22 protein-coding genes are annotated in these 20,881 nt (G+C 60.5%); 9 read left to right on the plus strand and 13 right to left on the minus strand.

Annotated features, from left to right (window positions below):
- The first annotated feature begins 387 nt into the window (after positions 1–387).
- Both VNS12_RS11670 and VNS12_RS11675 read left to right on the plus strand, forming a co-directional pair.
- The gene (locus VNS12_RS11670) at positions 388–1,263 is read left to right on the plus strand and encodes an ArdC family protein (protein WP_325488014.1); all 876 of its coding nucleotides are present in this window, start codon (positions 388–390) and stop codon (positions 1,261–1,263) included.
- A 33-nt stretch (positions 1,264–1,296) separates the two neighbouring features.
- Positions 1,297–1,557 (plus strand): hypothetical protein, encoded by a 261-nt coding sequence (locus VNS12_RS11675; protein ID WP_325488015.1) that lies wholly within the window; start codon positions 1,297–1,299, stop codon positions 1,555–1,557.
- Positions 1,558–1,661: 104 nt separating this feature from the next.
- Here VNS12_RS11675 and VNS12_RS11680 read toward each other — a convergent pair whose 3' ends face one another.
- From VNS12_RS11680 to VNS12_RS11690, 3 genes are all read right to left on the minus strand, one after another.
- Entirely contained in the window at positions 1,662–2,786 is a 1,125-nt protein-coding gene (locus tag VNS12_RS11680; protein WP_325488016.1) for a Fic family protein, read from the minus strand.
- Between the two features lie 114 nt (positions 2,787–2,900).
- A complete protein-coding gene (locus tag VNS12_RS11685) occupies positions 2,901–3,080 on the minus strand; it encodes a hypothetical protein (RefSeq protein ID WP_325488017.1) in 180 nt (59 codons plus the stop codon).
- A gap of 241 nt (positions 3,081–3,321) precedes the next feature.
- Positions 3,322–4,326: a relaxase gene (locus VNS12_RS11690; protein WP_325488018.1), complete on the minus strand. Its 1,005-nt coding sequence runs from the start codon at positions 4,324–4,326 to the stop codon at positions 3,322–3,324.
- Positions 4,327–4,490: 164 nt separating this feature from the next.
- Between VNS12_RS11690 and VNS12_RS11695 the strand changes: the two genes are divergently transcribed.
- From VNS12_RS11695 to VNS12_RS11720, 6 genes are all read left to right on the plus strand, one after another.
- Positions 4,491–4,685: a hypothetical protein gene (locus VNS12_RS11695; RefSeq protein ID WP_325488019.1), complete on the plus strand. Its 195-nt coding sequence runs from the start codon at positions 4,491–4,493 to the stop codon at positions 4,683–4,685.
- Positions 4,686–5,218: 533 nt separating this feature from the next.
- The gene (locus VNS12_RS11700; protein ID WP_325488020.1) at positions 5,219–6,268 is read left to right on the plus strand and encodes an ABC transporter substrate-binding protein; all 1,050 of its coding nucleotides are present in this window, start codon (positions 5,219–5,221) and stop codon (positions 6,266–6,268) included.
- A complete protein-coding gene (locus VNS12_RS11705) occupies positions 6,261–7,295 on the plus strand; it encodes a FecCD family ABC transporter permease (protein ID WP_325488021.1) in 1,035 nt (344 codons plus the stop codon). Before VNS12_RS11700 ends, VNS12_RS11705 begins: the two co-directional genes overlap by 8 nt.
- Positions 7,292–8,095, plus strand: coding sequence for an ABC transporter ATP-binding protein (locus tag VNS12_RS11710; RefSeq protein WP_325488022.1), 804 nt, complete (start codon positions 7,292–7,294; stop codon positions 8,093–8,095). The genes VNS12_RS11705 and VNS12_RS11710 overlap by 4 nt, the downstream gene beginning before the upstream one ends.
- Entirely contained in the window at positions 8,092–8,700 is a 609-nt protein-coding gene (locus tag VNS12_RS11715) for a hypothetical protein (protein ID WP_325488023.1), read from the plus strand. Before VNS12_RS11710 ends, VNS12_RS11715 begins: the two co-directional genes overlap by 4 nt.
- Entirely contained in the window at positions 8,700–9,320 is a 621-nt protein-coding gene (locus tag VNS12_RS11720) for a hypothetical protein (protein ID WP_325488024.1), read from the plus strand. The genes VNS12_RS11715 and VNS12_RS11720 overlap by 1 nt, the downstream gene beginning before the upstream one ends.
- Positions 9,321–9,365: 45 nt before the next feature.
- On the opposite strand, the gene VNS12_RS11725 is transcribed toward VNS12_RS11720, so the two are convergent.
- The 5 genes from VNS12_RS11725 to VNS12_RS11745 form a co-directional block, all read right to left on the minus strand.
- Positions 9,366–10,322, minus strand: coding sequence for a LysR family transcriptional regulator (locus VNS12_RS11725; RefSeq protein ID WP_325488025.1), 957 nt, complete (start codon positions 10,320–10,322; stop codon positions 9,366–9,368).
- Between the two features lie 68 nt (positions 10,323–10,390).
- Positions 10,391–10,897, minus strand: coding sequence for a hypothetical protein (locus tag VNS12_RS11730; protein WP_325488026.1), 507 nt, complete (start codon positions 10,895–10,897; stop codon positions 10,391–10,393).
- 35 nt (positions 10,898–10,932) lie between these two features.
- Positions 10,933–11,688 carry an ABC transporter ATP-binding protein gene (locus tag VNS12_RS11735; RefSeq protein WP_325488027.1) on the minus strand — a complete coding sequence of 252 codons (756 nt, stop codon included), beginning with the start codon at positions 11,686–11,688 and terminating at the stop codon, positions 10,933–10,935.
- Positions 11,685–12,734 (minus strand): FecCD family ABC transporter permease, encoded by a 1,050-nt coding sequence (locus tag VNS12_RS11740; RefSeq protein ID WP_325488028.1) that lies wholly within the window; start codon positions 12,732–12,734, stop codon positions 11,685–11,687. Before VNS12_RS11740 ends, VNS12_RS11735 begins: the two co-directional genes overlap by 4 nt.
- Entirely contained in the window at positions 12,731–13,801 is a 1,071-nt protein-coding gene (locus VNS12_RS11745) for an ABC transporter substrate-binding protein (RefSeq protein ID WP_325488029.1), read from the minus strand. Before VNS12_RS11745 ends, VNS12_RS11740 begins: the two co-directional genes overlap by 4 nt.
- A gap of 237 nt (positions 13,802–14,038) precedes the next feature.
- Between VNS12_RS11745 and VNS12_RS11750 the strand changes: the two genes are divergently transcribed.
- Positions 14,039–14,794, plus strand: a complete 756-nt coding sequence (locus VNS12_RS11750) for a siderophore-interacting protein (protein WP_325488030.1) — start codon at positions 14,039–14,041, stop codon at positions 14,792–14,794.
- Between the two features lie 114 nt (positions 14,795–14,908).
- Here the strand turns inward: VNS12_RS11750 and VNS12_RS11755 are convergent, their stop codons facing one another.
- The 5 genes from VNS12_RS11755 to VNS12_RS11775 all read right to left on the minus strand — a co-directional run bounded on the left by VNS12_RS11755 (position 14,909) and on the right by VNS12_RS11775 (position 20,841).
- Positions 14,909–16,402 carry a catalase gene (locus VNS12_RS11755; protein WP_325488031.1) on the minus strand — a complete coding sequence of 498 codons (1,494 nt, stop codon included), beginning with the start codon at positions 16,400–16,402 and terminating at the stop codon, positions 14,909–14,911.
- Positions 16,403–16,782: 380 nt separating this feature from the next.
- Positions 16,783–18,357: a methyl-accepting chemotaxis protein gene (locus tag VNS12_RS11760; RefSeq protein ID WP_325488032.1), complete on the minus strand. Its 1,575-nt coding sequence runs from the start codon at positions 18,355–18,357 to the stop codon at positions 16,783–16,785.
- On the minus strand, positions 18,332–18,844 hold the full coding sequence (locus tag VNS12_RS11765) for a PAS domain-containing protein (RefSeq protein ID WP_325488033.1): 513 nt from the start codon (positions 18,842–18,844) through the stop codon (positions 18,332–18,334). Before VNS12_RS11765 ends, VNS12_RS11760 begins: the two co-directional genes overlap by 26 nt.
- A gap of 339 nt (positions 18,845–19,183) precedes the next feature.
- Complete coding sequence (locus tag VNS12_RS11770; protein ID WP_325488034.1) at positions 19,184–20,014, minus strand: substrate-binding periplasmic protein; 831 nt, start codon at positions 20,012–20,014, stop codon at positions 19,184–19,186.
- A 2-nt stretch (positions 20,015–20,016) separates the two neighbouring features.
- Positions 20,017–20,841 carry an ABC transporter permease gene (locus tag VNS12_RS11775; protein ID WP_325488035.1) on the minus strand — a complete coding sequence of 275 codons (825 nt, stop codon included), beginning with the start codon at positions 20,839–20,841 and terminating at the stop codon, positions 20,017–20,019.
- Between the last annotated feature and the right edge of the window lie 40 nt (positions 20,842–20,881).

Consider the following 20,881-nt stretch of genomic DNA (forward strand, 5'->3'; position numbering starts at 1 on the left):
GATCGCTGAGGTAGTTCAATCAAAACAGCCGTTTATAGGATTCTGGAAATCGAAGATTTTTACCGCGCGCCTTCCCCTCGGATCGGGCTGTCGTGAACCGAGCCTGTAGTCTCGGCCGTCCGGCTTCCATCCCTTGCGCAGCATATTGCCAGCCTTTGGGCTGACCTTTTTTCTCTGGTTTGGGCCTGCGGCCCCGTCCTCCTTCAAGACCAGACACGCCGCAGGCTTTGTGCGCAGTCAGCGGTATCCCCATCCTTCCGCGCTTCGCTTGTGCAGGACGGGTGATCCCCCTCCGCTGTCTGCGGTCTTTGACGGACCTCCCCCGCTCATTGGCGCGGCCTAGTCCGGTTGCATGTGCAACCGGTTTTAAAACTAGGAGAAAGACCAATGAAACAGGATATTTACAAGCAAATCACTGACAAGATTATTGCCGATCTGGAGCAGGGCGAATTGACATGGCTTAAGCCGTGGAGCGCCGGAAACATGGACGGGCGGATCGTCAGGCCGCTACGTCATAACGGCATGGCCTATAGCGGTATCAATGTGCTGATGCTGTGGGGCGCGGCATGGGAGGCCGGTTATAATTCCCCGTACTGGATGACCTTTAAACAGGCAAAAGAGCTTGGCGCGCATGTGCGCAAGGGCGAGCGCGGCAATCCTGTTGTTTACGCCAATACCATCACCAGGACCGAGGAAGAGCGGACAATCCCGTTCATGAAAGCCTATAGCGTTTTCAACGTCGAACAGATCGACGGGCTGGCCGATCATTACTATGCGAAGGTAGAGCCCGTCATTAATGCTGCGCAGCGGATCGGGAATGCGGATTCATTCGTTGCCGCGACCGGCGCGGATATCCGGCATGGCGGCAATCGGGCTTATTACAGCAGCGGCAGCGACCATGTGCAGATGCCCCCGTTTGAGTGCTTCCGCAGCCCTGAATCCTACTATGCGACCCTTGCGCACGAGCTGACCCACTGGACGAAGCACAAAAAGCGGCTGGATCGTGAATTCGGGCGCAAGAAATGGGGCGATGAAGCCTACGCCCGCGAAGAACTGGTGGCTGAACTGGGCGCTGCGTTTCTTTGCGCTGATCTGGCCCTCACCCCGGAGCCGGGAACCGACCATGCCGCCTATATTCAAAGCTGGCTCAAGGTTCTGAAAGACGACAAACGCGCGATGTTTGCCGCCGCCGCCCATGCGCAACGCGCCGCCGATTTCCTGCATGGTTTCCAGCAACCCCGAGAAGAAGGAGTCGCCGCTTAAAGCGGCGCTCCCCATCGCTGGAGGATCAGAAACATGGAAAAGCACATCATCACATGGCGCGGCATTCAGATTGAAATCACCTTCACGCCGGAAAAACTCGGGATGATCGAGCATATCGAATTGCACGCAGAAAACAGGCTTGCGCTGCCCGTTACCGAAACGGGCTACTGCTCGCATTTTATCCCAATAGGCAGCGTTGCACAGGAAGGCGGGCCGGTTGCCTATGTCACCGCTTGGCTGGATTTTGAAGCCGAGCGCACACGCTGGAGCGGTGCGCAGCTAACGCTGTTTTAGGCAAAAATTCGCGGCTGGCTGCCAGGCCAGCCGCACCCTTGCCCATCACCTGATAGGCAAACACAGGTAACTTGCCAATCTGGTGCTTGGCAAAGTTGGCTTTCTCATAGATGGGTTTTCTGCCCGGTTTCAATATTAAGCCAATAGCGTGTATAGCGCCGCTCCCCGGTACGCAGCAGAGCGCCCATCTCCACCAGTTCATGCAAATCACGCGTCGCGGTGGCGCGCGAAGTCTGGGTTATGCTGATATAGTTTTCGGCGCTCAATCCCCCCTTGAAACCGTCAATGCCTTCGCGAAACATCCGTGCGATAACCTTGGCCTGGCGCTCGTTCAATTGATCACCTGCGCGATCATAGAATCTGGCCTTGGCGATATAGAAATTGGCCCGTGCCAAGGTGATCTGCTGCGCTTCCAAGGTCTTATCGGCAAAAAACGTGAGCCATCGGGTTACATCGAAATCCCGGCTGTTCAGCTCCAGCATGTCGTAATATTGTTTCCGGCTGCGTTCTATCGTGTGTGCCAGCGAAATCAGGCTGGGCTGACCAATGCCCTGGGCCAGTGCTTTTTCCGAGAGCGCGCGGCCGATGCGGCCATTGCCATCCTCGAACGGGTGGATGCTCTCGAAATAAATATGCACCAATCCCGAGCGTGTGAGCGGCGGCAAGGGACTTTTCCCGCCGGGGCTCGTGTCATTGAACCAGTCGATGAAGCGCGCCATTTCGCCCGGCACCTGGCTTGAGGGCGGAGCCTCAAAATGGACTTTGGACTTGCCTACGCTGCCCGAAACGATCTGCATAGGTTCGGCATGTGTACGGTAGCCGCCAATGGCTTCAATATGCCGTTCTCCGGCCATAACCATCTTATGCCATTCAAAAAGTTGCGCTGTGTCCAGCGGTTCGGCAAAGGTCTGGTAGAGCGTGACCATCATTTCAGCGATGCCGCGCTCCTTTGCAGGAATATGCCGATCATCGTCACCGAGACCAAACTGGCGGCGCAGGGAAGATTGAAGGCTGTCGCGGTTGAGAATTTCGCCTTCAATGGCGGACGTTTTAAGGGCCTCGTTGCCGATCAACTCAATTCGCAACATATCCCGGTCGTCCTCGGAGATATGCCGATAAGCGCCGATAAATTCCCCCGAACGGAGAAGGAATTGCTTTTCAGGCGTTACAAGCGCTTGCTCGTCATACGTAAAATGCGGCCATTCGGGTTGTTGCCAGTTCCAGCTCATGAGTTATAGGAGACCTTTCTATAACTCATGATGCCATGAACTTGTGAGCGATAGAAGCAATTTCTATCGCTCACGATGCCGAAAATGATTGGCGGAAGACCGGCCGCGTCAGGCTTAAAGGCAGGGCGGACGCCGTGCCAGCTCGATTTTAATATTGTGAATCGAGGTCAGCGCATCGCGGCGCTCTTGCGAGCTGGCCGGCGCGGACGCGCGCGCGGCAAAAGCCTTTTTCAGCAGGCCACGTAAATCGGCGGTGCTGCGGGTTACCGTTTCAAAGCGTGTGACAAGTTCCATCGTATCCTCCTTTGTTTCAAGGAGACCCCGAACAATTCAGGGCCTTTCGGCCCCGGCACACATCATCGGCCCATGAAGGCGCTGATGGTTCGAGTGGTGATTGAAGCAGAGGATGCGTCCCCCCGGAACATTGTCCCGGCTTGGACGGCCCCGGCAGCATGTCGGTCAGTAAATGCGGATGAGGGGAATGGCTTTGCCGCCGCTCGGTGCGGCGCGGGAATTTCACCGCTGCGACCGTGGCCTAACTATCGAAATCATGCTGGCGCGTCCGGCGCTCGCGCTGTCGCTGGCGGGCTTCCGGCCTGATGCTTTCGTCCCGATGTAATCGCTGCTCATTTTCCAGCACGTCATAGTTTGCGACATCCTCGCGCAGCAGGATCAGCCGCTGCTGCGATATCGCGCGCTGCGCCTTGATATAGGATTGCAAGGTGCTGCGTTCCTCAAGCTGACGAAAGATCAGATCGTCTTTCGCTTCCCGATCACGGCGATAGGCTTCGAAGGCTTCTCGTTCGTTCTGTATCCTGATTTTTGCGTATTGTCCGGTCAGGCGGTGCCAGATGCCGGAAATGCCTTTTGGCAATCGTTGCGCGCGACGCAGTGTTTCCGCTTCCCAACGACGCTCAAGACCGGCGTTGAGCTTTTCGCGTTCATCGCGGTGTCGCGCGGCTAATTCCCCCTTGCGCGATGTCAGTTCATCATGGCGCTGCATAGCCTCGCGCTCGGTATCGGCAATGAAGGTTTCAAGCTTGCCGGTCATGGCTTGCGCAATGTTGGCTTTTGTCTGATCGACCGAGCGCAACTGCGCCGGATCGCCAATCCGCGCTTCCAGCTCTTTGACCTTCACACCGGCATAGCGCGAGAGGGAGTAAACCTCCCCGCGATAATCCATGGCGACGAAGCCGCGCCGGTCGCCTCTGGCAAGCCAGAATCCGCGCTCTTTCAGCGCGCGCTCAAACGATGCCCTATTGTCGGAACGCTGCCAGCACTGCTGTAAGACAGATTTGATTTCGCGGGGGTCGAGGCCAGTCCGCTGCGCATGCTGCCATTCCTCTTGCGAGAAATTCAGCGGATTGCGCAGACTGCGATCCTGCAAGCCGCGCGGGATGTCCCAGCCATGCCGCATGAACAGCTCGCGGGAAATGTCGCGTAGCTTGATCTTGTAGTGAGACATGTTGATAGCGCGCATGGAAAGCAGGTAGCGGGCAAGCTGCGGCGCATCCCCGCGCTCTGTTGCTTTCAGGATCATGGCCCGTCTCCCGGCGACTTGCCGAGCGCACGAAGCAGATCGGTGCGCATGGCAGACACATCGCGGCAGGCGGCAGAAAGATCGGCTTCGGTTTCCGGTGATACAGGCAGCGATCCAGAATTGACGGCTTTGGCGAGCTGATTGAGGTTTGACGATAGCCTGGATTGTCCCAACGCCCCGAGGACACGGGCCAAAGCGTCGGCATCCTGCACCGGGCTGGTGCCGCCCTTTTGACGCGGTGCGGCGTCGTCTCCGAAAAGCTGTTGCCGGATATAGGCGCTGAGGGACTTATTGCCCGCAACACATTCAGCCTTGCCCGTTCCTCGGCGGTCAGACGTATCGAGAAGGGCGGCGGATAAGCCGTTTTTGCGGGAGGGGCAGCGACCGCCGCGCTAAATCTTTGGCTTAAGTCGCTCATGACCGCACCGCAGACTCTCATGGTCTAGCAGTGCGAGATGGCGTTCCCATTCATCTAACGAAGCGAAAAGGGTGTTTGAACCTTCTTCGCTGAGGTGCGCCAAATACTGCTGGATACCTTTGATAGTGCGATTTGGCGGCCATGTGACCGCTGGAACCACGCCGGGCAAAGAGCAGGGCATAATTCAACCAGAGAAAAAGCGTGAACCCGACGGCGTTTGGCGGCCAAGGTCTGCGGGCCCATAGCGCCAGAAATCGAAGGCAGCTCCACGCTCCACTAGGCCCAGCCGTCCCATCGGGTGGGCACTTCGTCTCGCCAGAAAGGCTGGCCGCGCCATTCTGTCGCGGAGAGTCAGGACAGTGCCTGATCTTCAAAAAATCCAGCAATTACAATCTATTACAAAATCTCCAGCAAGCTTGTCATCTATTGGAAACGAGCGTAATAAAACATGTCTCTTTTTATCAGGTTTTAACAATGCACAGACTTACCGCGCGCTCCCTTACCGTTGCCGCCACGCTTGCCCTTATGTCCACTCCAGCTTTCGCCGAGCGCATTTTCGTCGACCAGATGGGGCGCGAAGTGGTCCTTGCCGACCAGATCGAACGCTCGGTCGTCCTCTTCCACCAGGCCCTCGACGTTGTTGCCCAACTGGACGCGACTGCCCAGGTCAGCGGCGTCCTGGTCGATTGGGACCAGCGCCTGAGCCCGGGCTTCCGCAAGATCACTCCCGAATTTATCGACATCGCCAAGCCCGGCGAATTGCGCGCGGTCAACATCGAGAGCCTGCTGGCCCTCGATCCCGATCTGGTCGTCATTCCGCATTTTCTGGACGCCGCCGTGATCAAACAGCTCGAAGATGCCGATATCCCGACCATCGCGCTGGCATTTGCCGATCTGCCGGAAGACCAGTACGGAAAACTCGATCCGGAGCTGGATGACGAGAAGACGGCTTACACCGATGGCGTGATCGGGGCGGTGCAATTGCTCGGTGATATCTATGGCAAGACCGAAGCCGCCGGGGCGCTGATCGCCGCCATGGAAAGCGGCCGCGCACTGGCTGACGAACGCACCGCCTCTATCCCCCAGGACGAGCGCGTTCGGGTCTATCTCGCATCATCTGAGACCAGCACCCGCGGTGCGGGCAAATATACCGGGCTGATCATCGAGCAGGCCGGCGGGTTCAACGTCGCCGGGGAATTGCATGGCAACGCCACCGTTTCGCTGGAGCAGGTCCTGCAATGGAACCCCGAAATCATCATCGTCGAAGAGCGCTCGGCCGATGCCTATGAAGCCATCCTGGCCAAGCCCGAATGGGCCGAGATCGATGCCGTGAAGAACGGCAAGGTCTATCTCCTGCCCGAATTCGTGCGTCCCAACGGCCATCCCGCGCCGGAAAGCCTGGGCCTGGGCGAAGCCTATCTCGGCGCGCTGTTCTACCCGGAAATCTATGCGGACCTCGATCTGGAAGCCATGGTGCAGGACTATTACCAGACCTTCTACCGCATCGGCTATTCCCGTGACTGAACAGACCGCCACCCTGCGCCGGACCTTGTCCGGCGCAGCCTTGCCGATCACGCTGCTGGCCATGGTGGCGGCAACGCTGTTTGCCATGAATGCGGGCCGTTACGGCATCGATCCGGTCACCGTCATCAAGGTGATCCTCTCGCGCTTCATCGATCTGACACCCGACTGGAACGCAAGGGTGGAAACCGTGATCTATGGTGTGCGGCTGCCCCGGATCGGCGTGGCCCTGCTGGTGGGTGCGTGCCTCGCCTGTAGTGGGGTGACGTTTCAGGGCGTGTTCCGCAATCCGCTCGTCAGCCCGTTCCTGCTCGGCGTTTCCGCCGGTGCCGGGTTCGGCGCAGCCCTGGCCATCTTGCAGGGCGGGGGCAACCTTACCATCCAGATCTATGCCTTCGCCTTTGGCGGGCTGGCGGTGATCATTGCCGTGCTGCTGGCCAGACTTTACAAGAATTCCAATACCCTGGTGCTGATCCTGTCCGGCACCATTACCGGCTCGGTGTTCACCGCTTTGCTGGGGCTGCTCAAATATACGGCGGATACGGAAAACAAGCTGCCGGTGATCGAATATTGGCTGCTCGGCTCGCTCTCGGCGGCGGGCAATGACGCGCTGATCAATCTGTCCGTGGTCAGCATTCCGGTGATGATCCTCGTCTATCTGTTGCGGTGGCGCTTGAACCTGCTCGCCTCGGGCGATGAGCAGGCCCAGCTTTTGGGAGTGAATGTGCGTCGCGAGCGCGTGCTGCATATCACCCTGGGGACGCTACTCTGCGCTGCTGCCGTTTCCACCTGCGGCATCGTTGGCTGGGTCGGGCTGGTGGCGCCGCATCTGGCGCGCATGATCGTGGGCCCTGATCACGTCAAGCTGGTACCCATGTCGCTGGCCCTGGGCGCGACCTTCCTGCTGGTCGTGGACACGCTGGCGCGAACGCTGGTGCAGGCCGAAATACCCCTCGGCATCGTCACCGCCTTGGTCGGCGCGCCGTTCTTTGCCTTCCTTCTGGCGCGCAGCGGCAGGGGGTGGTCATGAATGGTTCCGCCCTCTCCAGCCGCCAGGTGTCGACGGGCTATGGGAAAACTGTGCTGGTGCGCGATCTCGACTTCGATCTGGCACAGGGCGACGTGCTCAACATTCTTGGCCCCAACGGGGTGGGCAAGACCACGCTTCTGCGCGCCATCACGGGTCTTTCCAACCCGATCGCCGGCGAAGTGCATCTCATGGGCAAGGCGCTCGGAACCATGAGCATCCGCGACCGCGCCAAGGCCATCGCCTTGGTTTCGCAGAGCGAAAACATGACTTTTGCGCTGACGGTGCGGGAGACGGTGCTGACCGGACGGGCGTCCCATCTCGGTCTTTTCGAGCGGCCCGGACCCAAGGACGAAAAGCTCGCCGTGGCCATGCTCGAAGAGATGGGCGTTGCCGATCTGATCGATCGCGAGCTGCCCTCGCTTTCGGGCGGCCAGCGGCAGATGGTGCGCATCGCGCGGGCCCTGACGCAGCAGTCCCAGGTGGTGGTGCTCGACGAGCCGACCTCCCATCTCGACATCGCCAATCAGATGCAGGTCCTGGCCGCCATAAGGCGCCTCTCGACCAGCGGAAAGACCGTGATCGTGACGACGCATGATCCAGAGCACGCGCTGGTGTGTGGCGGGCAGGTTCTGGTGTTGTCCAAGGCCCGCCCGCCAATCTTCGGTTCCGCGTCAACGGTGCTCGACGAGCAGCTTCTGGAAGACGTGTTCCAGGTGCCCGTGTCGCGCTCGGTGACCGAGGACGGCGACATCCTGATTGCCCCGAAATATCGAAAAATATTGGATACATATCAATCATGACCCGACCCCCGGTCGTTCTTTTTCACCCTGGCGATGGTGGTGTCGCCGCAACATTCCGCCCCTGCGTCGAGGCCGGGGATCTGCGCTGGCTGCGGCAGTCCGAGGCGATGCCCGAAGACCTCGACGGCATCGCGGGGCTGATCCTGCCGCTGGCCGTCGACCAGATCGCCCTCCTGGCGATGAAACCTGCGCTGGAAGCCTTTCTGGATCGCGGCGGGCGCATGATCCTCAATTGCCACATGCTGCGGCCATTCGTGGATGGGCCGGGACTGTTCGTTCCGATGGAAAAGCCCAGGCGCTCCGATTTCGATCTGGTGCGGGTGCGCGAGCATCCGATTTTTGCAGATGCACCGACGGCAGCCCTGGAGTCGAACCAGGGCGTCGTGGGCTTTTATGGCCGGGGCCATAATCCGATGCCGCCGGGTGCCGTGCCGATTCAGGTATTCGGCGAAAAGGCAGTTCCGGTCGATTGGGAATGGCAGCGTCCAGCCGGCGGCATCGTGTTCAGCCATTCCGGCAATGATCTGTGGGTTGTCGGCAATGATCCGGCCGTGCGCATGGCTATGGGCCCGCGTCTGGTTGCCTGGTGCAAGGGAGAAATCTGATGGGCATCGCCATTGTCAATTCGGGGGCCTGCTTCCAGCTCGAATGCATCGAGGGGCCGCGTTATCGCGACTATTTCGATAGCGCGATCCGTCCCGAAGAGCTGACGCTCGAAAGCCTCGCCGGCCATGATGTGCTGATCGTCCCCTGCCATACCCCGGTGCACCGCATCTCGCCGCGCAAGCAGGTCCTGCTCGATTTCCTCGATCAGGGCGGCACGATTTTCGCCAGCGGGCGCAGCAAGAACGAACAATGGCTGCCCAATGTTTCCTTTGACCCATGCCCGACCAATTTCTGGTGGTGGCTCACGCCGGGCGAAACACTGGGAACCGCGATCGCCAAGCCGGAGCACAGCCTGTTCGGCTATCTCGATCTCAAAGCCATCACCTGGCACCTGCATGGATTTTACGATGTGCCCGAGGGCGCCGAAGTGCTTGCCACCGGGCCGGAGAACCGTCCCATCCTCTATATCGACGATGTGACGACCAGGGGCCGCATGATCATCACCAGCCTCGACCCGTTTTCCCACCACGGTCGCCATTTCATGCCATCCGCCACACGGTTCCTCGATGGATTGTTGCCGTGGCTGCGCACAAAAGACGCTATTCGTTCGCCCGATTAGCGCAAGGCCGTGTGGTCAATCGATCCTCGCTCCGGGTTCGGACCGTCAAGGATTGATGCCTGCCGGGGAGGATGCCAGCAGGTCTTCGGTCAGCAGCGTCGCCATCTGGCGCAAATCCTGCAAGTGATGCGTATTGGTCCGCCATGATATGTTGATGGTGCGCAATGGCGTTCGCGCGGGCGTAAGGATGCGCAGGTCGGGCAAGGTGGAAAGCCTTGCGATACTGATATGGGGGACCAGGGCCGCAGCCCTGTTCGCCGCCGCTATGACAGCCAGGGATTCGAGGCTGACCCGTCCAATGGGGGTGATGTTGGGCACGGCGGATTGCCAGCCGGAACCAAAGGCCGAGGCCAGGGCCAGATAGTGAGGCCGGCCATAGACCTCCATATCCTCTGGAACGTAGAGCGTGGTTCCGGCCAGATCGCCGGCGGCGATATCGATGCTGGCGGCGTCCACGATGATGTCGCGATGGATGAGAAGCGAGAAGCCTTCCTCCAGAACGCTTGTGGTCTCCACATCGCGATAATCGGGAAGCAGACTGGAGATGAGAACGTCGATCTCGCCGTCTTCGAGGCGCCGGAACGGGCCGTTTGTCATGCCCTCCGAGAGATGAGGCGTGACGCCGGGATAGTGCTGGTGAAAAACCCGCTGGAGAGACGGGAGGATATAGGGGGCGATAGTTGTGTTGGCACCGACCCGCAGCGCGCCGCCAAACGGCAGGAAGGCCGAACCCGCCATGGTCGTCAGGACTTCTGCTTCATCGACGATGCGCGCAATCTGGCGCAGCAGTTTCAAGCCGCCGGCGGTGGGCCGGACGGCATGATGGCTTCGGTCGAAGAGCACGCAATCGAGCGCTTCTTCCACTTTGCGCACCTGGTGGGAAAGCCCCGACGCGCTGATCGCCATGTCCCGCGCCACAGGCCGGAACGCGCCGCGCCGCTGCACGGCGAGCACCAGTTTCATATCGCGAAGAGACACGGCTTGCAGGCGGGGTGAAAGCATTTCTGACCTTGTCGGGCGCTCCATTCCCCCTCCCTGCCGGAGAGGGGGAATGGAGCCGTTCTTTGCGATCAGGCGACTTCGTACACCTGCTCGGGTTGCAGGGCCATGAGGCGATCGGCCATTTCCTGGCGGAGCTGGATGATGCGTTCTTCCTCCTGGGCCGTGCGGTCCTTGCCCTTGGCGACGAGTTGCCGGAATTCCTCGCGCACGAGGCCTTCCTTGACCTGCAAAGTGGTGGTCTTGCCGCGATAGGTGAATTTGAAGACGTAGGGTGCAAGGAAGCCGCGTTCGGGCTTGGCCATTGCGGTATCCACCTTATAGCGGCCTTCGGTAAGGCTGCGGGTGATCATCTCGATGGAATCGCGCGCTCCGGCTCCGCCAAAGGCGGTTTCAATGCTGATTTCCCGGCGCTCGGGTGCTTCGTCGGGACTGAGCGTCTTGATCGCCAGGGCGAGGGAGTGAAAGCCGTGGGCGGCGCCGCCCGGCAGGAGGAAGCCGTGATAGTGCATGCATTCCTTGTAGGTGAACGCCATCGGCTTGCCGTCCTCGACGACATTGATCACATAATCTGCCATTTTCGATTCCTTGTTACGTTTGGTTGGGAGGGAATTCAGGAACGGACGCCAGTGAAGGCGGGAAGCACCCCGTGGCGTTCCCGGCCATCGAGGCCCTCCATGCGGACTTGCCGCATGGTGATGCCGTAAAGTCTTGCCAGATGCTCAAGCGTCATGGTCGTGCTGGTGTCGCCCATTTCGCTCTGCCCGTCGGGCATCAACAGCAGCACCCGGTCAGCAAGGGCCAGGGCATGGTTGGGGTCGTGGGTGGTGAAAACCACCGCCTTGTCGGCATCGGCATGGATTTCGCCGAGGAGGTGCAGAAGCCTTTGCTGATTGGCGAGATCGAGGGCTGAGGTGGGCTCGTCGAGCATGAGCACGCTCGATTGGGTCGCCAGCGCCCGGGCCAGCAGGACCAGTTGCCGCTCACCCCCGGAGAGCACGGAAAAATTGGACCGCGCCAGATGCGACATGCCGACCCGGGACAGACAGGATTCGGCAATGGCGTAATCGGCGCGGTCCGGCTGGCCAAAAAGACCCAGTCGGGCTGCCCGGCCCAGCACCACCGCGTCGATGACGGCGATTTGAGGCACCACCATGAGCGACTGGGGCACATAGCCGATGATGCCCGGAGCTTTTCGCGTACCGGTGGCAAGTTTTTGCTGGCCGAGTGCGGCTCGCAACGCCGTGGTCTTGCCGCGCCCATTGGGGCCGAGAATGGCGAGGCACTGGCCCGGCCCCACTTCAAAATCGAGATTCGAGAATATGAGACGGTCGCCAAAGCGGACTTCGGCATTCGAAAGACCGATCATCGTGCCTTCCTCAGCTGATATTGCCGCAGCAGCAGCGCAAAGACCGGTGCCCCGACGATGGCGGTCAAAATGCCGAGGGGAATTTCGGCAGCCGTCGCGGTGCGGGCGATCGTGTCGACCAGCACCATATAGGCGGCGCCAAACAGGATAGCGGTCGGTATCAACCGGCGATTGTCCTCGCCCACCAGAAGGCGCGCCGCATGGGGAATGACCAGGCCGACCCAGCCGACAATGCCGGACACGGCGACCTGGGACCCCACGATAAGCGCCACGAGAGCGAAGATGATCCAGCGCTCCCTGTCGGGGTTGGAGCCAAGGGTCCTGGCCTCGGTTTCGCCCAGGGCGAGCACGTTGAGGCGGAACCGCATGGCATAGAGGAACGCCACGGCGACGAAGATGCCGGGGCCACCGACCCACAGCCGTTCCCATGTGAGCGTGGAAAACGAGCCCATCAGCCAGAAGACGATCGCCGGCAGGGAGGATTGAGGATCGGCGAACATTTGCACGAGGGAGACGAGAGCGGACCCCAGAGCGCCCACCACCATGCCAGCGAGGATGATGGTCAGCATTTCACTGCGCCCGCCAATTCCAGCCAGCAATCCCACCAGGACCAGCGCCAGGACAGCGCCAAGCGACACCAGAAGGATAAGGGGCAGGCCCCAAATACCCATGACGATGGCAAACGCGCCGCCCAGCGCCGCGCCCTGGGACACGCCCAGAACCTGGGGAGAGACGAGAGGATTACGAAAGACCGCCTGAAGACTGGCACCCGCCACGGCAAGGCCAGCACCCGCCAGGACAGCAAAGAGCGTGCGGGGGGCACGCACGAGCAGGACGATCCGCTCGTCGATCTCTGCGTGTTCGGCGAAAGGCTGGACGAGGCCGCCCAGGATGATCTCCAGCGCCCGCCAGACCGGCACTTCGTACCGGCCAACACAAAGCGAGGCAAGGACGCTTGCGATCAGAAGCACGATGCCCAAAGGCATCGCGCTTTTCTCGAAGCCCTTGCGCGTCGCATCAGGCGACGTGGCGACTGAAACCGTCATTGAGCGCGGAACTGGGCATAGTTGGCGGCGTCGCCCTGCATGTCCATGCGCAGAATGGAGTCGATCTCCGCATCGCTGACCTCGTAATTATAGAGGAATTCATAGGCGCTGCGCATCTCGGCCCGCAGGTCGAAATCATAGACCTCCGGATGCAGCAGATTGGCCAGCCACATCCAGGTCAGCGGTGATTCCTGGCTGGCGGGTTCCCAGCGATAGCCGCCGATGGGCATTTTATAGACCCGGTGTTCCTGGGCTGCGGCGAGTTGGGAGAGAATGGGGTGGTCGTAGACCCAATCGACCGAAAGTTCGGGCTCGAAGCTGTTGAGCAGGATGACGTCCGGGTTCCAGACAGCGATCTGTTCGGCGCTGATCGGAACGGTTCCGTTCAACTCGGCCGAGGAACTGATCCCGCCGGCCATTTCGATATACCAGGTGTTGTAGTGGTTCTCACGCCCGGTTGCTGTGATCTCGCTGAGCGAGCGCAACATATAGAGCACGCTGGGCTTGTCGTCTTTGGCGATGGCGGCAGCTTTCGCCTCGACCGCCGCCACGACTTCGTTGCGCCAGTGCAGCATGGTCTCGAAGCGTTCCGGCTTGCCAATCGCTTCGGCGATCAGCGATTGGCTGCCGCGGGCATTGTCCTCCGTGCCGCTCAAGACCAGCAGCGTCGAAAGGCCGGCATTGGTGATGGGATCGACGATATCGTTGCCGCGCCCGCCCCATTGTACGACCAGATCGGGCGACAGAGTCACCAGGGACTCGACATTAGGTACAAAGCCGTTGCCGACGAAATCGAACGGTATGTCCGCAGCCTCGGGGAAGATCGTGCCTAAAAGGCCCTCGAAATGGGCGGCATAGGATTGCTCGTTCATGCCCACGAGGCGGTCGATGCCGCCATCCATGGAGACGACCACCGAGGCCATCGGCATCGGAAAAGTCGCGATCCGTTCCGCCGGTTTCTCCAGCGTAACGGCCCGGCCTTCCATGTCGGTCAGATTGATCTCCTGGGCACCAGCAATCGATGCGAGAAAGACGGAGGCAAGGGTAGCCAAAAGGGGTGAGCGCATCGCCATACCTTAATCATGAGTTAAATAATCAGGTTTTTTGATAGCGCCGCTCCTGCCCGATAGCAATGAGATTAACCCGCACAGGGTGTGCGATATTGTCGATCACTCTGGATATTTTGCGCGCACCGCCCATCGCCTTCCGCCCCATGTCGGCGCCGCGGACTTGATATCATTTGAGCAATGACTATAAGAAACTATACTAAATCACTCTAGTTATGTTGCCGTATCGAGGAAGTCATGAGCCGCCGTCCAGAACCAAGAATATTCGATGTCCTGTCGACCAGCGTGGTCACCCCCAACATGCTCCGTGTTTCGATTGGCGGCGCAGCCCTCGACGATTTTCCCGACAGCCAGGATGGCGGCTATCTGAAATTGCGCATTCCCGGCCCGGCACCCACGGACAAGCCTTCGGTGCGCACCTATACGATACGCCGGCAGACCGCCGACGCACTGGATATCGATTTTGTGCTCCATGGCGAGGCGGGCGCTGGTGGCCCGGCGGTGTCGTGGGCGCAAGCGGCCCGCCCCGGCGACCGGATCGCGGCTGGTGGCCCCGGCCCGGCCAAACTGCTGCCGCCGGACGCCGACTGGTATCTGGTCGCTGGCGACATGACCGCCTTGCCGGCCATCGCCGTCGCCCTTGAGGCGTTGCCGGACCATGCCGTCGGGCATGCAATCATCGAAATCCAGACCGAAGCGGACCGGCAGGAGTTCCGCCATCCGGCGGGGATTGAGATTGAGTGGCTGGTCAATCCCGACCAAAATCCGGATGTGTTTGAACACGCTCTCCGAGCCGTGCCCTGGAGGGATGGCGAGGTTTACGGCTGGTGCGCAACGGAATTTGACGAAATGCGCCGCGCTCGCAGCTATCTGCGCGGGGAGCGTGGCCTGTCACCCGCCCAATTGTACATCTCAAGCTACTGGAAGCAGGGGCTGGTGGAAGACCAGCATCGCGAAGTCAAGCAAGCCGACGCGGTCGCCACGTCCGCCTGATGTCTTGAACTGACCCATTCAGGTCAGGGGCGGTGCAGCGGGCACGATAAAGTTAGAGGAACAATCCTGCCCGCTGACACGTGGCCAGCGGGCAGGCAATCATTTTGCGATGGGTCAGGCTTCGCCCATGCCCTCGGCGGGCTTGGGGGCGCTGCCGTGGCGCACCTTTTCCTCGATGCGGGCACCAATATCGGCGTCAACGCTCTTCCAATAGTCGAAGGCGCGGCTCAGCACCGGCTCGCGTACGCCGCCCAGCAGGCTGCCGGCCACGGTATCGACCAACTGGTTGCGCTCGTCGTCGTTGAACACCTCGCGTACGAGAATGCCCGGCTGGATGAAGTCGTCATCATCAGCGCGCAGAGTATAGGCACTGCGGACCATGGGGCCATCGGATTCCCAGCTGTCATCGACCGGCCCGGTCTCGTCGGCCCATTGGCGGCCATAGCTGTTGGGCGCATAGACCGGGGCGTTGCCCGAATGGTGATACGCCATCTGTCCGTCGAACATATAGGTGTTCACCGGCACCTTGGGCTGGTTGACCGGCAACTGATGGAAGTTGGTGCCGATACGGTTGCGCTGCGCGTCGTTATAGGCAAAGGCGCGGCCCAGCAGCATCTTGTCGGGCGAAAGCCCGATACCAGGCACCGTGTTGCCGGGGGAGAACGCCGCCTGCTCGATCTGGGCAAAGAAGTTTTCCGGATTGCGGTTGAGCGTCATCTTACCCACCCGGATCAGCGGGTAATCCTGGTGCGGCCAGGTCTTGGTCAGGTCGAACGGGTTGAACCTGTAGGTCTTGGCCTCTTCATAAGGCATGATCTGAACCGACAGGATCCAGCTCGGGTGCTCGCCGCGTTCGATGGCGTCGAACAGGTCGCGGCGGTGGAAGTCCGCATCCGATCCCGACATGGCGGTCGCTTCTTCGTTGGTGAAGAACTCCATGCCCTGTTCGGTGTGGAAGTGATACTTGACCCAGAATTTTTCGCCCTTGGCGTTGATCCACATATAGGTGTGCGAACCATAGCCATTCATGTTGCGCCAGGTGCGCGGCAGGCCACGGACACCCATCAGGTAGGTCACCTGGTGCGCGGATTCGGGATTGTTGGTCCAGAAATCCCACTGCATGTTGTTGTCGCGCAGGCCGGAATCGGGAAGCCGCTTCTGGCTGCGGATGAAGTGCGGGAACTTCATCGGATCGCGCACGAAGAAGATCGGCGTGTTGTTGCCGACGAGGTCGTAATTGCCTTCGCTGGTGTAGAATTTCAGCGAGAAGCCGCGCACGTCGCGCCAGGTATCGGGGCTGCCCATCTCGCCGGCCACGGTCGAAAACCGCGCCAGCATTTCGGTGGATGCGCCCTTCTGGAACAGCGCGGCCTTGGTATAGGCGGACACGTCCTCGGTGGTTTCAAACACACCGAAGGCCCCTGCGCCCTTGGCGTGCGGCTGACGCTCCGGCACCTTTTCGCGGTTGAAATGGGCCATCTGTTCGAGAAAATGAACATCATGGAGGACGATTGGACCATCGGGGCCGACGGTCAGCGAATTGCGATCACTCGCAGCGGGTGCTCCAGTGCTCATGGTTGAGGCAGACGCATGATTCTTATCTGTCATGCTGCGTTCATCGGACATGAAGCCTTTTTCCTTCCTGAAATAGTGCGTGGCAAAAGCCAGCGACGATCAACTTTTAACATTCCCCATGGGCCCAAACGGCCCACCGCGCTTGAACTACAGCCATCACGCAGGCTGCTCATCCTCACGCACTTGATCGGAATCAGAAGCCCCATCGCGACCAGCAGGTGCGACGAACCTTCTTTGCTGAATATAGGCATCCGCGCTGCCAACGACAATCGCGCTGCGGCAAAAGGCTCACCGATATCGGATCAAGACTTTGCGCTTTCCAGCCGAAAAGCCTGCTCCTGCGCCAGCGGCGAAAGGAACAGGCCTTCAGATCATTTCAGCGCTTATTGGAAACGCCCTTGCCCGATGCCCGATCAGGCGGCGCGGGAGGCGTCGCGATCCCTCTCCATGGCCAGCACATAGGGTTCGGCTTGGCCGGAGATTCTGAACACACCCACGATCTGGTCGAGTTCGCTCGCCTGGCCTTCGGTCTGCTCGATGGCGGCGTTGGTCTCTTCCACGAGAGCGGCGTTATGCTGGGTCATCTCGTCGATGGCGCGCACCGCCATCGAGACCCGGTCGATCGCCGCCGCCTGCTCCCGGCTGGCCTGTGCGATCGATTGCATCAGCGTCGCGTTGGCGTTGACCGACTTGAGCATGGTGGTCAACTGCCCCGACGCATCCGACACCAGCGCGGTGCCGGCGCGCACCTCATTGGCGCTCTGGTCGATCAGGGCCTTGACGTCCCCCGAGGCGCTGGCTGCCGATTGGGCCAGACGGCGCACTTCGACTGCAACCACGGCAAAGCCCTTGCCCGCATCGCCGGCCCGCGCCGCTTCCACCGACGCGTTGAGCGCCAGCAGATTGGTCTGGAACGCGATGTCGTCGATCATGCCGATGATGTTGGAGATCTTGGCCGAACTTGCCGTGATCCGCTCCATCGCCTCGGTGGCCTTGTCCATGATGGCGCCGCTTTGCGCTGCGCCCTGGGAGGCCGCCTGCGCCTGCTCGTCGGCGTCTTCGGCCATGCGGGCATTGTCGGCCACCGTGCTGGCCAGTTGCGCCATGGTCGCCGAGGTTTCCTCGATGGTGGCCGCCTGCTTGGTGGTGCGCTCGCTCAGATCGTTGGCGCCGGTCAGGATTTCTTCGGTGGCGATCTTGAGGGCCTGCGACGTCGAGCGGAGCTGGACGACCACTTCGCTGAGCTTGTCGGCTACCGCGTTGGTGTCTTCCTTGAGTTTGGCGAACGAGCCCTGATAGTCCCCTTCCACCCGCTTGGTGAGGTCGGTATCGGCCAATGCCGCCAACACCTCGCCGGTTTCTCCCAATCCGCGATCAACGGTGGCGACGAGATTGTTGATGCCCCGCGCCAGCGTGTTGAGTTCGAGATCGGGGAACTGGGCCTCGACCCGCTTGGAAAAGTCCCCGGCCACGGCCGCGTCGACCACTTCGCCGAACGCTTGCTGCAAATCGCGCATCAATGCGGGCCTGTCGGCCAGCCGGTCGATGGCGGCATTGATGGTGTTGACCGAGATCAGGAACGCGCCGCGCATGCCTTCGGGCCCGATCTTGCGATAGAACCGGCCTTCGCTGGCCGCGGTCATGGCCAGGGCAGATTCGCGCACGAACGCGTCGTTGACGTCGATCATGTCGTTGATCGCATGCCCGGCCCGCAACACATCGCCATATTCGGCGCGCAATTGCAGCCGCTCGGAGAAGTTTCCGGCGGCAACTGCCGAGCCGACCTGGCTCACATGCCCAAGGAATGCCCGCAGGGCGCGCAGGCCGAGAACGGCAAAGCCCGAGCTGACCAGAGCCAGCGCGAGCAGTGCCATGGGCACCGGCAGGGGCTCAAATCCCAGCGCCAGCAGGACCAGCGCCGCCGAGGTCAAAATCGCCTGTACGCCGACCAGCAACAGGACCTTAGAGAGTGAGGATATATTCTTCATAGTCTTGCCCCTGTTCCGCAAGAAACTGCGTCAGCATCTGATAGCTGGCTTCCAGCCCGGCCTTGCGGTTGCTGGTTCCAGCCTCGACCGCCAGCAGCTGCGTGTAGAGTTCGTTGATCTTTTTAAGCGCCTCGACCCGGGGCTTGCGGCGGTTCGAGTGGTAGCCGGTGATTTCACCGCGCTCGTCGATGGTGGGCGTCACGTGGGCGAACACCCAGTAGTGGTCATCACCCTTGGAGCGGTTGACCAGATAGGCGAACACCTCGCGCCCCGATTTCAGCCGCTCCCAGAGCAGCTTGAAAATGCAGCGCGGCACATTGGGATTGCGCACGATCGAGTGCTGCTGGGTCAGGAGATCGTCGAGGGTGAAATCGGAAATTTCCAGAAAATAGCTCGATGCATAAGCAATCCGACCGGTTGGGTCGGTCTTGCTGACGATGATCTTGTCATCGTCCATCACGCGCTCGGAGCCCGAAAAATGAAGCATTTTGACCAACTTTCAAGTGGGGATTGATTTTGGCCAGCAACTTTATCGCTAGCTCGCGTTAATTCCCGGTAAATCCGGCGATCAAACTCAACCTGCGACGCTTTCCCCAACCCCTCATCGTGATTTCATCTTGACAGCGAATAAACTAAGCATTCGACCGTTCGGGATCGATCACAAAAAGCATATTATACTATGCCATTAATGATAGAATTGACGACCGGAACGGAAGTTGTCTTTCTATAGTGAATAAAGCCAAATGATAAATGAACGACCAGATGGGCCCTGCCGCAACTCTACTTACGCAACACCAGTGCGGCACGGCCAGCAACAGCGTCGGGCTCAGGAGGGATTTTCGCCCGGATGCAGCAGCAGGTCGGAAGCGAGATCGTATTTTTCGGCCAGCGCGTCCACGGTGCCATCGGCCCAGAGGCGATGTAACTGTCCTTCGACAGCCCGCCGCAGCGTGAGGTCACCCTTCCAGAAGCCGAAGCCGAGGTTGATCCGCTCAAGCGGCTCGGGCAACAGCGAAAAATCGTGATCGTCTTCTGAAAACGTCTGGGCGGCGAGCAGCGCTTCGGTGATCGCGGCGTCTATTTCGCCCGCGTCCAGCGCCCGGGCCAGCGAGGCCGGATCGCGCATGATTTCGGTCTGAATGCCCGCGCCGCGCAGATATTGGGCCAGCGCGATCCTGTCCAGCCCGGTCAGACCGACATAAACGCCGACCTTGCCGCCGGTCCGGGTGGAATTGATTGGTTTCACATAGGCCCAGCCGGTGCGCAGATAGGGCTCGGAGGTGTCGAGGAACGACCGGCTGGTCTGCGTAAGCGCAATCCCGCCCGCGATGACGCTGCACTGGGCGCGGGTAAGGCGCCAGCTGCGCGGGTTGTAATCGCGCCCCATGTTGGAATTAGAAATGACGTCGAGCCGCCAGCCCAGATTGTGGGCAATTGCCGTGAGCAGTTCCACATCGAAACCCGGCGCTTCCGGGTTACCGGTCACCAGGGGCGGATATTGCGTCGGCATGCAGACCCTGAGCCGCCCCAGCCGGTCGACTTCCGCCGCCGATGTATCGGGGGGCAGAAAGCTCACCCCGATCAGCAGCGCAAAGATCAGCGCGAGCGGACCAAAATCGCCCAGAAGCGTTCTGACTCTCGATTTGCGTTCCTGCATCGTCAGACCTTGCGGAATTCCCAGACCGCCAGCGCGAACAGCGCAACGGTCATCACGCCGACCACTTGCAGGTTCCACACCGGGTTGAACTGGTTGAAGTCGATCAGGATGCCGCGCATGGCGTCGATAGCATAGGTGATCGGGTTGAGCTCGACCACGATCACCAGCCATTCGGGATAGGTCACCAGGGTCTGGGCGCGGGTCAGCGCGGGATCGAGAGGGAACACCGACGAGGCGGTGAAATAGAGCGGCAGGATCACGGCGTTGGAAAACACCCCAAAGCTCTCAAAACCCTTGAGATGGTTGGCTATGACGATACCGAAACTGGTCAGCCCGAACGACAGGACGAACATCAGCGCAATCGCCGCCAGCATGTCCGAAAGGGTCAGCGCCACGCCTGCGAAGCGGGCGACGGCCAGCACCATGCAGCCATGCACTACGGCGGTTGTCGCCCCGCCTAGCACCTTGCCCAGCAATACCGCGTTGCGCGACATGGGCGAGACCAGCACCTCGCGCAGGAAGCCGAATTCACGGTCCCAGATCAGCGATACCGCCGACTGGACGGAGGTATAGAGGATGTTGAGGACGATGACGGCGGGAAAGATGAATTGCAGATAGGTGTAGGGCACGACGAACCGCACTTCCCCATACACCTCGCCCCGGAAATAGGGGTTGAGACCGATCCCCAGGATCAGAACCCACAGCAGCGGCCGGCTGGCGCCGCCGATCAACTGCCCCTTGTCGCGCAGCGAGCGCTTGACCTCGCGCAGCCAGATCGCGTGAACGCCTCCGATCTGTCCCCAAAGGTTCGGTCTTTGCTCAGCCATTCTTGTCTTCCTCGTCCCTCAGGGCAACTCGCCGAATTGC

It is taken from the genome of Pelagibacterium sp., assembly GCF_035555455.1.
Taxonomy (GTDB): Bacteria; Pseudomonadota; Alphaproteobacteria; order Rhizobiales; family Devosiaceae; genus Pelagibacterium.

What these genes read in the sequence shown, in the direction of transcription:
- VNS12_RS11670 (WP_325488014.1), top strand. Translation starts at nt 388, where the DNA reads ATGAAACAGGATATTTACAAGCAAATCACTGACAAGATTATTGCCGAT.
- VNS12_RS11675 (WP_325488015.1), top strand. Translation starts at nt 1,297, where the DNA reads ATGGAAAAGCACATCATCACATGGCGCGGCATTCAGATTGAAATCACC.
- VNS12_RS11680 (WP_325488016.1), bottom strand. Translation starts at nt 2,786, where the DNA reads ATGAGCTGGAACTGGCAACAACCCGAATGGCCGCATTTTACGTATGAC.
- VNS12_RS11685 (WP_325488017.1), bottom strand. Translation starts at nt 3,080, where the DNA reads ATGGAACTTGTCACACGCTTTGAAACGGTAACCCGCAGCACCGCCGAT.
- VNS12_RS11690 (WP_325488018.1), bottom strand. Translation starts at nt 4,326, where the DNA reads ATGATCCTGAAAGCAACAGAGCGCGGGGATGCGCCGCAGCTTGCCCGC.
- VNS12_RS11700 (WP_325488020.1), top strand. Translation starts at nt 5,219, where the DNA reads ATGCACAGACTTACCGCGCGCTCCCTTACCGTTGCCGCCACGCTTGCC.
- VNS12_RS11710 (WP_325488022.1), top strand. Translation starts at nt 7,292, where the DNA reads ATGAATGGTTCCGCCCTCTCCAGCCGCCAGGTGTCGACGGGCTATGGG.
- VNS12_RS11715 (WP_325488023.1), top strand. Translation starts at nt 8,092, where the DNA reads ATGACCCGACCCCCGGTCGTTCTTTTTCACCCTGGCGATGGTGGTGTC.
- VNS12_RS11720 (WP_325488024.1), top strand. Translation starts at nt 8,700, where the DNA reads ATGGGCATCGCCATTGTCAATTCGGGGGCCTGCTTCCAGCTCGAATGC.
- VNS12_RS11725 (WP_325488025.1), bottom strand. Translation starts at nt 10,322, where the DNA reads ATGCTTTCACCCCGCCTGCAAGCCGTGTCTCTTCGCGATATGAAACTG.
- VNS12_RS11730 (WP_325488026.1), bottom strand. Translation starts at nt 10,897, where the DNA reads ATGGCAGATTATGTGATCAATGTCGTCGAGGACGGCAAGCCGATGGCG.
- VNS12_RS11735 (WP_325488027.1), bottom strand. Translation starts at nt 11,688, where the DNA reads ATGATCGGTCTTTCGAATGCCGAAGTCCGCTTTGGCGACCGTCTCATA.
- VNS12_RS11740 (WP_325488028.1), bottom strand. Translation starts at nt 12,734, where the DNA reads ATGACGGTTTCAGTCGCCACGTCGCCTGATGCGACGCGCAAGGGCTTC.
- VNS12_RS11745 (WP_325488029.1), bottom strand. Translation starts at nt 13,801, where the DNA reads ATGCGCTCACCCCTTTTGGCTACCCTTGCCTCCGTCTTTCTCGCATCG.
- VNS12_RS11750 (WP_325488030.1), top strand. Translation starts at nt 14,039, where the DNA reads ATGAGCCGCCGTCCAGAACCAAGAATATTCGATGTCCTGTCGACCAGC.
- VNS12_RS11755 (WP_325488031.1), bottom strand. Translation starts at nt 16,402, where the DNA reads ATGACAGATAAGAATCATGCGTCTGCCTCAACCATGAGCACTGGAGCA.
- VNS12_RS11760 (WP_325488032.1), bottom strand. Translation starts at nt 18,357, where the DNA reads ATGAAGAATATATCCTCACTCTCTAAGGTCCTGTTGCTGGTCGGCGTA.
- VNS12_RS11765 (WP_325488033.1), bottom strand. Translation starts at nt 18,844, where the DNA reads ATGCTTCATTTTTCGGGCTCCGAGCGCGTGATGGACGATGACAAGATC.
- VNS12_RS11770 (WP_325488034.1), bottom strand. Translation starts at nt 20,014, where the DNA reads ATGCAGGAACGCAAATCGAGAGTCAGAACGCTTCTGGGCGATTTTGGT.
- VNS12_RS11775 (WP_325488035.1), bottom strand. Translation starts at nt 20,841, where the DNA reads ATGGCTGAGCAAAGACCGAACCTTTGGGGACAGATCGGAGGCGTTCAC.